Raw genomic sequence first — 14,097 nt, 5'->3', positions numbered from 1 at the left:
AGGAGTCATTCCATGCACTTAAACGAACTCAAGGCACTGCACGTGTCTGAAGTCCTGAAGCAAGCCGAAGAACTCGAAATCGAAAATACCGGCCGCATGCGCAAGCAGGAGCTGATGTTTGCGATCATCAAGAAGCGGGCCAAGACCGGGGAACAAATCATTGCCGATGGCGTGCTGGAAATTTTGCCCGACGGTTTCGGCTTCCTGCGCAGCCCGGACACGAGCTTTACTGCCAGCACGGACGACATCTACATCAGCCCGAGCCAGGTGCGTCGCTTCAATCTGCACACCGGCGACATGATCGAAGGTGAAGTCCGCACACCCAAAGACGGTGAACGTTACTTCGCTCTGAACAAGCTCGACTCTGTCAACGGCGGCCCGCCGGAACAGAACAAGCACAAGGTGATGTTCGAGAACCTGACGCCCCTGTTCCCCAAGGAACAGATGAAGCTGGAGCGCGACTTCAAGGGCGAAGAAAACATCACAGGCCGCATCATCGACATCATTGCGCCCATCGGCCGTGGCCAGCGCGCGCTGATCGTCGCCCCGCCCAAGAGCGGCAAGACGGTGATGATGCAGCACATCGCCCACGCCATCACGGCCAACAACCCCGACGTGCACCTGATGGTGCTGCTGGTGGACGAGCGCCCTGAAGAAGTGACCGAAATGCAGCGCACGGTGAAGGGCGAGATCATCGCCTCCACCTTCGACGAGCCCGCCGCCCGCCACGTGCACGTGGCCGAGATGGTGATCGAGCGCGCCAAGCGCCTGGTCGAGCTCAAGAAGGACGTGGTCATCCTGCTGGACTCCATCACCCGCCTGGCCCGTGCCTACAACAACGTCGTGCCCTCCAGCGGCAAGGTGCTTTCGGGCGGTGTGGACGCCGCCGCACTGCAGCGCCCCAAGCGCTTCTTCGGTGCCGCGCGCAAGGTCGAAGAAGGTGGCTCGCTCACCATCATCGCCACTGCGTTGGTCGACACCGGCAGCCGCATGGACGAAGTGATCTTTGAAGAATTCAAGGGTACGGGCAACTGCGAAATCCACCTGAACCGCCGCCTGTACGAAAAGCGCGTGTTCCCCGCCATCGAACTCAACAAGAGCGGCACGCGCCGCGAAGAGCTTCTGCTGGCGCCCGAGATCCTGCAAAAGACCCGCATCCTGCGCCAGTTCATGTACAACATGGACGAGATCGAGTCGATGGAGCTGATGATCAAGAACATGAAGGCCACCAAGACCAATGTGGACTTCTTTGACATGATGCGAAGAGGAGGGTGACAACCCCCTGAGGCGCTTTCGCGCCTTCCCCCCTTCTCTCGAATTGCTACGCAATTCAGGAAGGGGGACACCGCCAGCGCGGCGGGGCGGCCCTTGCGCGGCGGTTCTGGCCAAGGCCTTGCCCGTTTCAGCCGTTACGGGCCGTCGCGAAAATGCCATCAAACCGCCTGTGCAATAATAGAGGGCTTTTTCTGCGGAAAGTACGTTGGATGTTCCACGGCGCAAAGGTTGCTCCGGGTTCAGCGCGGCTCCCGCACTTGACAAGGATTGATCATGAAAGAAGGCATTCACCCCAACTACCGCGAAGTCCTGTTCTCGGACCTGTCCAACGGCTTCAAGTTCGTGACCCGTTCGTGCGTGAACACGAAGGAAATGGAAACCTTCGAAGGCAAGGAATACCCGCTGTTCAAGCTGGACACGTCTTCTGAATCGCACCCCTTCTACACCGGTACGCAAAAGTCGGTGGACAACATGGGTGGCCGCGTGGAGCGCTTCCGCAATCGTTTCGGCAAGACCGCAGCGAAGTAATTCGCCCTTGCGTTCCCGCCAAAAAGGCAGCCCGGGCAACCGGGCTGCCTTTTTCCGTTGGTTTTGCCCTTATTCTCGGTGGCTTCGCTTTGCCGCCCTCTGACGCGTGAATCCACCGACCCCCGCCATCGTTACCCAGAACGCTGTCAGTCCCCTGCCACGCTGGGCACTGGTACTGCTGTGTATTGCCTATGTCGTGCCCGGCTTCGTGGGGCGCGACCCGTGGAAAAGTGCGGATGTCACGGCGTTTGGCTACATGCTGGAGCTGGCCCACGGGCGCACGCCCTGGCTGAGCCCCCTGCTGGGCGGCATGCCCCCGGAAACCGAGGGACTGCTGCCGTACTGGCTGGGCGCTTGGGCAATTCAGCTGGCGCCCCAGTGGGTTTCTGCCGAGATGGCGGTGCGCCTACCCTTCGCACTCCTGCTGGTCATCACCCTCATTGCCACGTGGTACGCCGTCTACTACCTCGCACGCAGCCCCGGCGCCCAGCCTGTGGCCTTTGCCTTTGGGGGCGAAGCCAATCCACCCGACTACGCCCGCGCCATTGCCGATGGCGGGTTGCTGGCCCTGATTGCCTGCCTGGGCCTCGCGCAGCTCTCGCATGAGGTCACCAGCTATCTGGTGCAGCTCAGTTGCACGGCGCTGATCTTTTTTGCGGTTGCAGCCATGCCCCACCGCACCGTAGCCCCTGCCGTGGCGCTGGCCACAGGCATGGTGGGGCTCACGCTGGCAGGCGCGCCGGCGCTTGCAGCATTGCTGGGACTGGGCAGCATGGTGGTGGTGGTGTATGCGCCAGGCAGCCAGACAGACCATCGCCTGCGCTGGGCCCTGGCCCTCGGGGCAATCACGTTGGCAGCAGCGCTGATCGCCTGGGGGCTCGATCTCTGGCGCTGGCGAATTGTGGATTCCGGCTCCGGCGGCAAGGAGTGGCAGAGCCTGGCGCGGCTGCTGCTGTGGTTTGGATGGCCCGCCTGGCCCCTGGCCCTGTGGACGCTATGGCGCTGGCGCAAGCAGATCATCAGCCGCCAGGGGCACAGGCACCTGCTGCTCCCGCTGTGGTTCTCGGCAGTCTCCATTGCTGCCACCATCACCACCCAACCTGCAGACAGGGCCCTCCTGCTCGGTCTGCCGGCCCTGGCGGCACTGGCAGCGTTTGCACTGCCCACGCTGCGGCGCAGTGTGGGGGCGCTGATCGACTGGTTCACGCTGCTGTTCTTCACCGTTTCAGCGCTGGCGATCTGGGTGATCTGGATTGCCATGCAAACGGGCGTTCCCGCCAAGCCTGCAGCCAATGTGGCCAAGCTGGCCCCTGGTTTTGTGCCGCAGTTTTCCGCACTGGCGCTTGTCGTGGCCCTGGCGGCCACCGTGGGCTGGTGCAGCCTGGTGTGGTGGCGCGCCGCGCGCAACCGGGCGCCCATCTGGAAGAGCCTGGTGCTGCCAGCCAGCGGCGCTGCGCTGGGCTGGCTGCTGCTGATGACTTTGTGGTTGCCGCTACTGGACTACGCCCGCAGCTATCGCCCCCAGGTTCGCAGTGTGATGGCCGCACTGGGCCCATCCCCGGGCTGTGTGCAGACGGTAGGGTTGAACCGTGCACAGGTGGCGGCTCTGCAGTACCACGGTGGCCTATCGCTGCAGAGGGCGGGCCTGCAGGACGAGTGCGACTGGCTGGTGGCTGACATCGCCTCCTGGCCTCCGTCCGAGCGCATGGTGAATGTGGCGCGTTGGGAAGCCCGGGCCACCATTCCACGCCCCACTGACAAGAACGATCACCTCCTGGTGTTTCACCGTGCGGGGCCTGCACGCTGATGCCCGAATGATGCCGGAGTAATGTCGGAGCTTTCGACCATCTCGCGCCACGCCATCACGGTGCTGGCCGGGCAACTGGCAGTGATGGCGTTTGGCGTGACAGACACCATCGTCGCCGGGCGCCATGGAGAAGCCTCGCTGGCGGCACTCTCGGTGGGCAGCGCCATCTTCATCAGCGTGTATGTGGCGCTGATTGGCGTGCTGCAGGCGCTGCTTCCGGTGTGGGCCGAGTTGCGCGGCGCCCGGCAGACCGACGGCCTGGGCCGGTCTCTGCGGCAGTCGCTGTACCTGTGCGGCGCGGCCTCACTGGTGGGCATGGCCATCCTGCTGTCCCCCGCACCTCTGCTGCGCTGGACCGAGGTGCCGCCAGCCCTGCGCACCGAGGTGGAGAGTTACCTGGCCGTGCTGGCCCTGGCACTGCCGCCTGCCCTGCTTTTTCGCATCTACAGCACCTTGAACCAGGCACTGGGCCGCCCCAAGCTGGTGACCTGGCTGCAGATGGGCTCGCTGTTCATCAAGCTGCCACTGTCGATCTGGTTCACCTTTGGCGGCGCAGGGCTGCCTGCGCAAGGCGTGGTGGGATGCGCGTGGGCCACCCTGGTGGTCAACGGCAGCATGCTTGCGCTGGCCATCTGGCTGCTGCGCACGCAGGACATCTATGAACCCCTGCGCATCTGGCGCCGTATGGAGCCCCCGCACTGGCCCACCATTGCGGGCTTTGCCCGCCTGGGCATCCCGGCCGGTCTGGCTGTGATGGTGGAGGTGACGTCGTTCACGCTGATGGCGTTGTTCATTGCACGCCAGGGCACCACCGCATCGGCGGCGCACCAGATCGCGGCCAATGTAGCGGCTGTGCTCTACATGGTGCCGCTGTCGCTGGCCATCGCCACCAGCGCCCGCGTCAGCTACTGGCTGGGCGCTGGCGATCCCGCACGCGCGCGCAAGGTGGTTTTTATAGGTTTTAGGCTTTCAGCGCTTATTGGTATTGCGCTAGCAGCTATATTATTAATAGCAAAGAATCACATTGGCGGTTTGTACTCCACCAACACCGGCGTGCTGGCCCTGACGGGCGGGGTCATCGTGTGGGTCGCTGCGTACCACGCAGCCGATGCAATACAGACGCTGTGCGTGTTTGTCTTGCGCTGCTACCGCATCACCGTGGCGCCGCTGGTGGTGTATTGCGTGTTGCTGTGGGGTGCGGGCTTGGGGGGCGGCTACCTGCTGGCCTACCGGGGCCTGGGGCCTTGGGCAGCGGAGCCATCGCCCACACCCTTCTGGGCCGCAAGCGCGGTGGCGCTGTGGCTCACTGCCGCGCTGTTCCTGGCCATGCTGTGGCGTGCGGTCAGACCGGCAGCGAAAACCCGCGCAACCGGTTCGCAGGGAAGGTGACCGAGAACACCGAGCCCTTGCCCAGGGTGCTGGCAATGTCCAGCGTGGCACCGTGCCGCTGCAGCACATGCTTGACGATGGCCAGCCCCAGGCCGGTGCCACCGGTCTCGCGGGAGCGGCTGCGGTCCACGCGGTAAAAACGCTCTGTCAAACGCGGAATGTGTTCAGGTGCGATTCCTGGGCCTGTGTCCTGCACCGAGAAAACTGCGCAGCCATCTTCCATGCGGTGCCACGCCACCGTGATCACCCCACCCGCAGGCGTGTAGCGCACCGCATTGCTGATGAGGTTCGACAATGCGCTTTGCAACTCGGTGGGCACGCCTGCAATGTCGCCCTCAGCATGCAACGCGTCCTTCGACGGAAACACCATGACATGCTGGCGCGGCTGGTTTTGCGAGAGCACGGCCGACAGCGCACGCCCCTCCTCCTCGCACCGCTGCATGAGCGCCTGCACGGGCGTCCACTCCGCCATGCCCGGTGGCGGACTGCCCTCCAGGCGCGACAGGGTCAAAAGGTCTTGCACCACACTTTGCATGCGCAGCGCCTGCTGGGCCATCATGCCCAGGTAGCGCGAGCGCTCGTCGGCACTCAGGGGCAAGGTCTGCAGCGTTTCGACAAAACCGGTCAGCACCGTCAGGGGCGTGCGGATCTCATGGGACACGTTCGCCACGAAGTCGCGCCGCATGGCCTCGGCCTGCTCCAGCGCCGTGACATCGCGCGACAGCAGCAGGGTGCGCCCGTCGCCATAGGGGTGCAGATGCACCGAGATGCGCACCGGCCGCGATGGCGTGCTGAAGCGCCCCTCCAGCACCACATCGTGGCTGAAATCCTGGGCGGCATAGTAGGCCGTGAACTCGGGATCGCGCACCAGGTTGCCGATCGACTGCATCACATCGCGCTGAGCGTCAAAGCCGAACTGGCTGGCGGCCATCTGGTTGCACCACTCGATGCGGCCTTGCGCATCCAGCAGCACCACCCCATTGGGCGTGGCCTGCAGCGCGGCCAGGATCTCCTGCAGCCGGTCCTGGCTGTCGCGGATCTGGGTCTCCTGCCTGCGCAAAAGGCGCCGCGCACGGTCTGCCGCCTCACCCCAGATACCGCGCATGGCCGGGACTTCGGACAGGTCACCCGTGCGCAGCCAGCGCAGCACACGCGCGCCACGCAGCAGATCCCAGACAAACCAGGCCCACGCCGCCAGGGCGGCGCCCAGGGCTGCGCCCCAGGGACCACCCTGCCACCATCCCAGCCCGCCACCCGCTATCTGCCAGAGCAGGAAATACGAAATACGCCACAGCATGCGGTCAGCAACGCCTTCTCAGAAAAACAGGGGCGCATCCTGTGCGCCCCATCGACAACATCAGGCCCGCGCCCTCAGCACCTGTTCACACTCTCGCTGGAGATCATGACCAGACTCTCAGACTCTCAGCCTCTCAGGCCTGCAACTGCACCTGGGGCTGAGCGGTGAGCCGGTAGCCCGCGCCACGCACGGTTTCCACCATCACGGAGGCGGCGCCCAGGGCTTCGCGCAGCCGCTTGACGTGCACATCCACTGTGCGCTCCTCGATGAAAACATGGTCACCCCACACCTTGTCGAGCAACTGCGAGCGGCTGTGCACACGTTCAGCGTGTTTCATGAGGAAATGCAGCAGCTTGAACTCGGTGGGGCCCACCTTGAGCGGCTGCCCCTGGAAGGTCACGCGGTAGGTCCCGGCATCGAGCACCAGCTCGCCAATGGTCACGCTGTCGCTGACCTGCTCGGGAGCACGACGGCGCAGCACGGCACGGATCCGCGCCAGCAGCTCCTGCGTGGAGAACGGCTTGGTGATGTAGTCGTCGGCACCCGCATCGAGCCCAGCGATCTTGTCGGGTTCATCGCCCCGGGCCGTCAACATCAGGATCGGGATCGGCTTGGTGCGGCTGTCCGCACGCCACTTGCGTGCCAGCGACAAGCCGCTTTGCCCCGGCAGCATCCAGTCGAGCAGGATGACATCCGGCAGCACGGCATCCAGCTCGCGCTGGGCCGAGTCACCGTCTTCCGCCCAAAAGGGCTGGAATCCGTTGTGGCGTAGATTGACTGCAATCAACTCGGCAATCGCAGGTTCGTCCTCAACGATGAGGACGCGTGGGAGCTTTCTCATAGTTTTGCCAAAGCTCTTTTTTTACAGAACGGCTGACTCGATCTCATCGAGGGCAGTGTGGCGCACATCCTTGCCCTTGACCAGATAGATGATCAACTCAGCCACGTTCTTGGAATGGTCGCCGATGCGCTCAATCGCCTTGGCCAGGAACAGCAGGTCCAGGCTGGGGGAGATGGTGCGCGGGTCTTCCATCATGTAGGTGATGAGCTTGCGCACGAATCCATCGAATTCTTTGTCGATCAGGTCGTCTTCCTTGAGGATGGCCACCGCCGCCTTGACGTCCAGGCGCGCAAAAGCATCCAGCGTCTTGCGCAGCAGGCCCGACGCCAACTCGGCTGCCGTGCGCAGGTCGCTCGACGGCAGCGAGCGAGGTGCACCACTCTCGATGATGGAGCGCACCATACGGGCCATCTTGTTGGCCTCATCACCCATGCGTTCGAGGTTGGCTGTGGCCTTGGAGAAGGCCAGCAGCAGGCGCAGGTCGCGCGCCGTCGGCTGACGGCGCGCGATGATGGACGACAGCTCCTGGTCGATCTCGACTTCCATCGCATTGATACGGGTTTCCATCGAGGCCACGGTCTCCACGGCCTCCAGGCTGAACTGCGACAGGGCGTATACCGCCTGGCGAATCTGCGATTCCACCAGGCCACCCATCTCCATCACACGGGCGGAGACGCTGTTGAGTTCGCTGTCGAACTGGGACGAAAGGTGTTTATCGGGCATCTGCGGTCTCCTTAGCCGAAACGGCCGGTGATGTAGTCTTCGGTTTCCTTGCGCTCGGGCTTGAAGAAGATCTGCTCGGTAGCACCGAACTCGATCATTTCGCCCAGGTACATGTAGGCCGTGTAGTCGCTGCAGCGGGCAGCCTGCTGCATGTTGTGCGTCACGATGGCAATCGTGTAGTCATGCTTGAGTTCGTCGATCAGCTCTTCGATCTTGGCAGTGGACAGCGGGTCCAGCGCCGAGGTGGGTTCGTCAAGCAGCAGCACAGAAGGCTTGACCGCCACGCTGCGTGCAATGCACAGGCGCTGCTGCTGTCCGCCAGAGAGCGACAAACCGCTTTGGTGCAGCTTGTCCTTCACCTCGGTCCACAAGGCGGCCTTGGAGAGCGCCCATTCCACGCGGTCGTCCATCTCGCTTTTGCTCAGGCTTTCGTAGAGCTTCACACCGAAGGCGATGTTGTCGTAGATGGACATGGGAAACGGCGTGGGTTTCTGGAACACCATGCCGATGCGGGCGCGCAGCAGGTTGATGTCCTGCTTGGGGTCCAGGATGTCCTGGCCGTAGAAGTTGATGGTGCCTTCGGCACGCTGGCCCGGGTACAGGCTGTACATGCGATTCAAAGTCCGCAGCAGGGTGGACTTACCACAGCCCGAGGGGCCAATGAAAGCAGTCACCTTGTGCTCGGCAATGTTGAGGCTGACGTTGCGCAGCCCCTGAAACTTGCCATAGAAGAAGCTGAGGTTGCGAAGTTCCAGCGCATTCTTGCTGGGGGTGACGGTAGCGGTGGCGTTCATTGTCAAATCCTGAAAATGGAGGCTGTCTGGGTGGTGTCTGCGTAATGGGCCGACAGGTCAGGCACGGCTCTTCTCGCGCAGGAAAACCCGCGCCACGATGTTGAGGATCAACACCGACAACGTGATGAGCAACGCCCCACCCCAGGCCAGGCGCACCCAGTTTTCGTAAGGGCTCAGGGCAAACTGGAAGATCACCACCGGCAGGTTGGCCATGGGGGCATTCATGTTGGTGCTGAAGAACTGGTTGTTGAGCGCCGTGAACAACAGCGGCGCAGTCTCGCCACTGATGCGGGCCACAGCCAGCAGCAAGCCCGTCATCACCCCACTGCGCGCAGCACGCAGGGTGACCATGGTGGACACTTTCCAGCGTGGTGCACCCAGTGCAAAAGCAGCCTCGCGCAGACTGCCGGGCACCAGGCGCAGCATGTTCTCGGTGGTACGGACCACCACCGGCACGGCGATCAGCGACAAGGCCAGGCTACCGGCCCAACCAGAGAAGTTGCCTACCGTCGCCACGGCAATGGCATAGACGAACAGGCCCAGAACGATGGAGGGCGCGGACAACATGATGTCGGTCACAAAGCGGGTGAGTTCGGCCGTCTTGCTCTGGTCGCCGTATTCCGCCAGGTAGACGCCAGCCAGTACACCAATCGGTGTGGATACCAGCACGGTAAAACCCACCATCATGAGGCTACCGACGATGGCATTGGCCAGCCCACCGCCTTCCGATCCGGGTGCCGGCGTGGACTGGGTGAACATGTTCCAGTCCAGCGCAGCAAAGCCGTTGGACAGCAGAACGCTCAGGATCCAGAGCAGCACGAACAGACCCAGCACCATCGCCCCCAGGGAAAGGGTTAGCCCGATGGCGTTGGAGCGCTGGCGCTTTTTGTAGAGTTGTTGGTTGAATTCCATGGAGCTTGTCTCAAAAGAGGTTCATGGTCAGGGCATGAGGACTCAAAGGCCCTTGGCCTTTTCAGCACGCAGCATCAGGATCTTGGCGGCCGAAAGCACCACGAAGGTGATCACGAACAGCAGGAAACCCAGCGCGAACAACGTGGAAAGATGGAAGTCAGCCGCCTCGCCGAACTCGTTGGCCAGCGTAGAGGCAATCGAGGTTCCCGGCGAAAAGAGGGATGTCGGCATGCGGTTGGCGTTGCCGATCACAAAGGTCACAGCCATGGTCTCCCCCAGAGCGCGACCCAGGCCCAGCATGATTCCGCCTATAACGCCCTTCTGGGTGTAAGGCAGCACCACGCGGCGCACCACTTCCCAGGTCGTGCAGCCCAGGCCATAGGCAGACTCGCGCAGGATGGGCGGAACAATCTCGAACACGTCGCGCATCACTGCCGCCACAAACGGCAGCACCATGAACGCGAGCACGATACCGGCCGCCAGGATGCCAAAGCCGTTGGTGCTGCCGCCAAACAGAAAGCCCACCAGCGGCATGGAGCCCAGCAGCTTTTGTACCGGCATCTGGAAGTAATCGGCAAACAGCGGGGCAAATACGAACAGACCGAACATGCCGTAGATGATCGAGGGGACGGCCGCCAACAGCTCCACTGCGGTGCCCAGGGGGCGCCGCAGCCAGACCGGGCAGGTTTCCGTCAGAAAAAGGGCAATGCCAAAAGCCAGAGGCACCGCAATCAGCAGCGCAATGCCAGCACTGGCCAGGGTGCCGACGATGGCAATCGCAGCACCGAATTCTTCATTGATGATGTCCCATTCCACGCGCCAGATGAACTGGACACCGAACTTATGGAACGTCGGCCAAGCGTAGATAAACAGAGAGACGATGATCCCCAGCAGCGCCGCCAGCACCAGCAGCGAAAGACTTTGGGTCAACCGATGAAAAAAGATGTCCTGAAGACGCTGCCGCCTGGCAATCGATACCATCGACTCCGTAGGGGCGTCCGTCTTTTTGGCGGACCCGGGTTGCGAACTCATGGTGGTTCCCACGCTCATGTTGACTCCCATCTGGCTTCTGGAGATCCCCACAAACCAGCACCCATCGGCCAGCCAAGGCGGCCGATGGGGGGTATTCTGGGGCAGACTGACTTACTTCTTGATCTGCGACCAGACTTTGGAACGGATCTCGGCGGTCAGGCTGTCAGGCAGCGGCACATAGTCCAGCTCCGTGGCCATGCCTTTGCCATTCTTGAACGCCCAATCAAAGAACTTCAGAACTTCAGCCGACTGCGCCTTGTCCGCAGGGTCCTTGTACATCAGGATGAACGAGGCTGTGCTGACAGGCCAGCTTTCTGCACCCTTGGCATTGACCATCGAGATGCCCATGCCAGGAACGCTGAACCAATCAGCGCTGGCTGCGGCTGCGGCAAAGGTCTTGTCATCAGGGCTCACATACTTGCCGTCAGCGTTTTGGAGCTGCAGGAAGTTCATGTTGTTCTTCTTGACGTAGGCGTATTCCACATAACCTACAGCGCCCTTCACGCGGGTCACGTTGGCGGCCACGCCTTCATTGCCCTTGCCACCCACCGACGACGCAGCAGGCCACTTCACGGCAGCGCCCTTGCCCACGGAGTCTGCCCATTCCTTGCTGACAGCAGACAGGTAGTCGGTCCAGTTGAACGTAGTGCCCGAACCATCAGCGCGGTGAACCACGGTGATGTTTTGGTCCGGCAAGGTCTTGCCTGGGTTCAGTGCGGCCAGCTTGGCGTCATTCCACTTGGCGATCTTGCCCAGGAAGATTTCTGCCAGTACAGGACCAGTCACGCGCAACTCGCCGGGCTTGAAGCCTTCCAGGTTGACCACGGGCACCGTACCACCAATGATTGCGGGGAACTGCACCATGCCATCTTTGTCAAGGTCAGCACCCGGCAAGGGGGCATCGGTAGCACCAAAGGCCACGGTCTTGGCGCGAATCTGGCGGATGCCCCCGGAAGAACCGATGGACTGATAGTTCAGCCCTGTGCCCGTTTCCTTTTTGTAGGCTTCAGCCCACTTGGCGTACATGGGGAACGGGAAGGTTGCGCCCGCGCCGGTGATGTCTGCCGCAAAAGCACTGCCTACAGCCATGGAGGCCAGTGCTACAGCGACGGTTTTGAGAAATGTGCGTTTCATTATTCAGTACCTTTTGGCTAGGGTTGACAGGATCAGGCTGAACTCTAGGGCTCCAAGATGACAATTCAGTGACACACCCCTCCCCCATCCCAGCAACTGCAACACAGGCATTCCACCCCCGTCCAACATCAGTAACGTCGTCATTGATTTGTCATACAAGCCGCAGACACTGGCGAAGATCACAGTCTCACGACCAGCCCTCCCGCCGTCCTGGTGGCGATGCGCTTTGCGCGGGCGCACCCAACGCTCGCGGTACCATGCCGAACGAAGCTCCAACCAGAAAAACATGCAGAACGGCACACGCCTCGCCGCAGTCGACCTCGGCTCCAACAGTTTTCGCCTTGAAATCGGGCGTTATGAGTTCGGTCATATCCAGAGGGTGGAATACCTCAAGGAGACCGTGCGCCAGGGCAATGGCCTGGACGAAGACCGCAATCTGACCCGCGACGCCATGGAGCGCGGCTGGGCCTGCCTGGCGCGATTTGGAGAGCGCTTGGCTGGATTTCCGCGCTCGCAGGTTCGCGCCGTAGCCACCCAGACCCTGCGCGAAGCACGCAACCGGGAAGAGTTTCTGTCACGCGGGAGCGAAGTGCTTGGCTATCCCATCGACGTCGTCTCCGGCCCCGAAGAAGCGAGGCTGATCTACCAGGGCGTCGCCCGCCTGCTCCCGCAGTCCGACGAGCGCCGCCTGGTGGTGGACATCGGGGGGCGCTCCACCGAACTCATTTTGGGCCAGCAATTCACGCCCCATGCCGTGGCCTCGTACCGCGTGGGCAGCGTAGCGTGGTCGCAGCGCTACTTTGCCAATGGTGAGTTCACCACGCAGGCGTTCCTGGCTGCCGAAATTGCAGCCAAGGCCGTGCTGGACGAAGCGCTGGAAACCTTCCAGCCAAATGCCTGGGAGGTGGCCTATGGATCATCCGGCACAGCTGGCGCCGTTGGCGACGTGCTTGCAGCTGCGGGCGGCCCCCAAGGCGTCATCACCCGCGAAGGCCTCGACTGGCTGCACGAACGCCTGCTGCGCGCCCAGTCTGCGGATCGCATCCGGCTGGAAGGCCTCAAGGAAGAACGGCGCGCCGTCATTGGCGGAGGGATCAGCGTACTGCGCGCCGTGTTTGATCTGCTGGACATCGAGCAGATGCAGGTGGCCCAGGGCGCCTTGCGCCAAGGCGCACTCTACGATCTGCTGGACCGCGAACAACCCGGAACCGACCTGCGCACCGCCACCGTGAACGGCCTGATGCAGCGGTTTGGCGTGGACATGGAGCACGCGGAACGGGTTGCACGCACGGCCTGTACGCTGTTTGACCAGGCTACGCCTTTTGGAAGTGAGCGAGCATCGCGCAAGCTCGACTGGGCGGCCAGGCTTCACGAAATTGGCTGCCTGATATCCCATAGCGATTCCCATCGCCATGGCGCCTACATCCTTGACAACACCGACGCAGCCGGATTTGCAGTCCCTGAACTGCACCGCTTGGGCATCTTGGTTCAAGGCCAGCGCGGCAAGGTCCGCAAGCTGGAAGCGGACCTGCAAGACCCCGTCTTCGTGCTTCAACTGCTGAGCATGCGGTTGGCTGTGGCACTGTGCCATGCCCGCCGCGACCCCGACACCCAAGGCTTGTCACTGCAGACTCAAGGCCACCGTTTCATTCTGAAAGCCCGCGCTGGCTGGGCTACGGCGTTTCCACAATCTGCACACCTGCTGCGCGAAGAAATCCAGGCATGGCAGAAGACCCCTTGGGAACTGGTGGTTGACCTTCCCTGAGCATTGGCAATAAACTATATAAACTGTTTATACCGTTTATTGAAAGCGTTTGTTTGCCATGACCACTTCAAGCCCCGCCCTGCCCGCAGCCCCCTCGCCCAGCCCCGCCCCCACCACAGTGGCAAAGTCGGTCAAGCCGGCTGCGGCGGCCACCAAGGCTCCCGCCAAAACGGCTGCGGTCGCCAAGCAGCCACAAAAAGCAGTCACAAAGCCTGCCTTGGCTTCCAAGAAAAAGGCGTCCACCGCCACGCAAGTGCCACCGAAATTGACCAAGACCCCCCCCGCTCCAGCCGCCGCCCGGGATACCAAGGCGAAGAAGCCCAAGCTGGTGCGCGACAGTTTCACTATTCCCAAAGATGAATACGCAGTCATAGAAACCCTGAAGCAGCGCTCGACTGCTCTCGCCCAGCCCGTGAAGAAAAGCGAGCTGTTGCGCGCGGGCTTGAAGGTCCTGGCCGCCATGTCTGACGCCGCCCTGCGCAGCGCGGTACAGGCAGTACCTTCCATCAAGACAGGTCGCCCCAAGGCGGAAGCCGCGCCTGCGGTTCCGGCGCCCGCCACCAAAACGTCGACCAAAGCCTCGCGCAAGTAGCCCCAGCT

13 protein-coding genes are annotated in these 14,097 nt (G+C 62.4%); 6 read left to right on the top strand and 7 right to left on the bottom strand.

The window, feature by feature from the left end; all coding sequences use genetic code 11:
- Positions 1-12 precede the first annotated feature (12 nt).
- The 4 genes from rho (at position 13) to C8C93_RS03995 (ending at position 4,999) form a co-directional block, all read left to right on the top strand.
- Positions 13-1,275 (top strand): transcription termination factor Rho, encoded by a 1,263-nt coding sequence (rho, locus tag C8C93_RS04010; protein WP_055398205.1) that lies wholly within the window; start codon positions 13-15, stop codon positions 1,273-1,275.
- 273 nt (positions 1,276-1,548) lie between these two features.
- Entirely contained in the window at positions 1,549-1,803 is a 255-nt protein-coding gene (locus tag C8C93_RS04005) for a type B 50S ribosomal protein L31 (protein WP_008906759.1), read from the top strand.
- A 106-nt stretch (positions 1,804-1,909) separates the two neighbouring features.
- Positions 1,910-3,610, top strand: a complete 1,701-nt coding sequence (locus C8C93_RS04000) for a hypothetical protein (RefSeq protein WP_121505985.1) — start codon at positions 1,910-1,912, stop codon at positions 3,608-3,610.
- Positions 3,611-3,631: 21 nt separating this feature from the next.
- A complete protein-coding gene (locus C8C93_RS03995) occupies positions 3,632-4,999 on the top strand; it encodes an MATE family efflux transporter (RefSeq protein ID WP_121505984.1) in 1,368 nt (455 codons plus the stop codon).
- Here the strand turns inward: C8C93_RS03995 and phoR are convergent.
- From phoR to pstS, 7 genes are all read right to left on the bottom strand, one after another.
- Complete coding sequence (gene phoR / locus C8C93_RS03990; protein WP_055398208.1) at positions 4,953-6,296, bottom strand: phosphate regulon sensor histidine kinase PhoR; 1,344 nt, start codon at positions 6,294-6,296, stop codon at positions 4,953-4,955. The two genes, C8C93_RS03995 and phoR, sit on opposite strands and share 47 nt — an antisense overlap.
- A 133-nt stretch (positions 6,297-6,429) precedes the next feature.
- Positions 6,430-7,137 (bottom strand): phosphate regulon transcriptional regulator PhoB, encoded by a 708-nt coding sequence (phoB, locus tag C8C93_RS03985; protein WP_029412769.1) that lies wholly within the window; start codon positions 7,135-7,137, stop codon positions 6,430-6,432.
- 21 nt (positions 7,138-7,158) lie between these two features.
- Positions 7,159-7,860 (bottom strand): phosphate signaling complex protein PhoU, encoded by a 702-nt coding sequence (phoU, locus tag C8C93_RS03980; protein ID WP_055398209.1) that lies wholly within the window; start codon positions 7,858-7,860, stop codon positions 7,159-7,161.
- A gap of 11 nt (positions 7,861-7,871) precedes the next feature.
- Entirely contained in the window at positions 7,872-8,654 is a 783-nt protein-coding gene (pstB, locus tag C8C93_RS03975; RefSeq protein ID WP_055398210.1) for a phosphate ABC transporter ATP-binding protein PstB, read from the bottom strand.
- A 57-nt stretch (positions 8,655-8,711) separates the two neighbouring features.
- The gene (gene pstA, locus C8C93_RS03970; RefSeq protein ID WP_055398211.1) at positions 8,712-9,566 is read right to left on the bottom strand and encodes a phosphate ABC transporter permease PstA; all 855 of its coding nucleotides are present in this window, start codon (positions 9,564-9,566) and stop codon (positions 8,712-8,714) included.
- A 42-nt stretch (positions 9,567-9,608) separates the two neighbouring features.
- Positions 9,609-10,598 (bottom strand): phosphate ABC transporter permease subunit PstC, encoded by a 990-nt coding sequence (gene pstC / locus C8C93_RS03965; RefSeq protein WP_228897760.1) that lies wholly within the window; start codon positions 10,596-10,598, stop codon positions 9,609-9,611.
- Positions 10,599-10,709: 111 nt separating this feature from the next.
- Entirely contained in the window at positions 10,710-11,732 is a 1,023-nt protein-coding gene (gene pstS, locus C8C93_RS03960; protein ID WP_055398213.1) for a phosphate ABC transporter substrate-binding protein PstS, read from the bottom strand.
- 286 nt (positions 11,733-12,018) lie between these two features.
- Here pstS and C8C93_RS03955 point away from each other — a divergent pair, with 286 nt between their 5' ends.
- Complete coding sequence (locus tag C8C93_RS03955) at positions 12,019-13,497, top strand: Ppx/GppA phosphatase family protein (RefSeq protein WP_121508647.1); 1,479 nt, start codon at positions 12,019-12,021, stop codon at positions 13,495-13,497.
- A gap of 58 nt (positions 13,498-13,555) precedes the next feature.
- Positions 13,556-14,089 carry a hypothetical protein gene (locus C8C93_RS25205; protein ID WP_199726980.1) on the top strand — a complete coding sequence of 178 codons (534 nt, stop codon included), beginning with the start codon at positions 13,556-13,558 and terminating at the stop codon, positions 14,087-14,089.
- The last annotated feature ends 8 nt before the right edge of the window (positions 14,090-14,097 follow it).

It is taken from the genome of Acidovorax sp. 93, from assembly GCF_003633835.1.
Classification (GTDB): domain Bacteria; phylum Pseudomonadota; class Gammaproteobacteria; order Burkholderiales; family Burkholderiaceae_C; genus Acidovorax; species Acidovorax facilis.
Note: the sequence above shows the minus strand (reverse complement) of the source record. Positions and strands in the feature narration are given on the sequence as shown.

Excerpts from the sequence above, each read along its gene's own strand:
- rho (WP_055398205.1), top strand. The coding sequence starts at position 13 with ATGCACTTAAACGAACTCAAGGCACTGCACGTGTCTGAAGTCCTGAAG.
- C8C93_RS04005 (WP_008906759.1), top strand. The coding sequence starts at position 1,549 with ATGAAAGAAGGCATTCACCCCAACTACCGCGAAGTCCTGTTCTCGGAC.
- C8C93_RS03995 (WP_121505984.1), top strand. The coding sequence starts at position 3,632 with ATGTCGGAGCTTTCGACCATCTCGCGCCACGCCATCACGGTGCTGGCC.
- phoR (WP_055398208.1), bottom strand. The coding sequence starts at position 6,296 with ATGCTGTGGCGTATTTCGTATTTCCTGCTCTGGCAGATAGCGGGTGGC.
- phoB (WP_029412769.1), bottom strand. The coding sequence starts at position 7,137 with ATGAGAAAGCTCCCACGCGTCCTCATCGTTGAGGACGAACCTGCGATT.
- phoU (WP_055398209.1), bottom strand. The coding sequence starts at position 7,860 with ATGCCCGATAAACACCTTTCGTCCCAGTTCGACAGCGAACTCAACAGC.
- pstB (WP_055398210.1), bottom strand. The coding sequence starts at position 8,654 with ATGAACGCCACCGCTACCGTCACCCCCAGCAAGAATGCGCTGGAACTT.
- pstA (WP_055398211.1), bottom strand. The coding sequence starts at position 9,566 with ATGGAATTCAACCAACAACTCTACAAAAAGCGCCAGCGCTCCAACGCC.
- pstC (WP_228897760.1), bottom strand. The coding sequence starts at position 10,598 with ATGAGTTCGCAACCCGGGTCCGCCAAAAAGACGGACGCCCCTACGGAG.
- pstS (WP_055398213.1), bottom strand. The coding sequence starts at position 11,732 with ATGAAACGCACATTTCTCAAAACCGTCGCTGTAGCACTGGCCTCCATG.
- C8C93_RS03955 (WP_121508647.1), top strand. The coding sequence starts at position 12,019 with ATGCAGAACGGCACACGCCTCGCCGCAGTCGACCTCGGCTCCAACAGT.
- C8C93_RS25205 (WP_199726980.1), top strand. The coding sequence starts at position 13,556 with ATGACCACTTCAAGCCCCGCCCTGCCCGCAGCCCCCTCGCCCAGCCCC.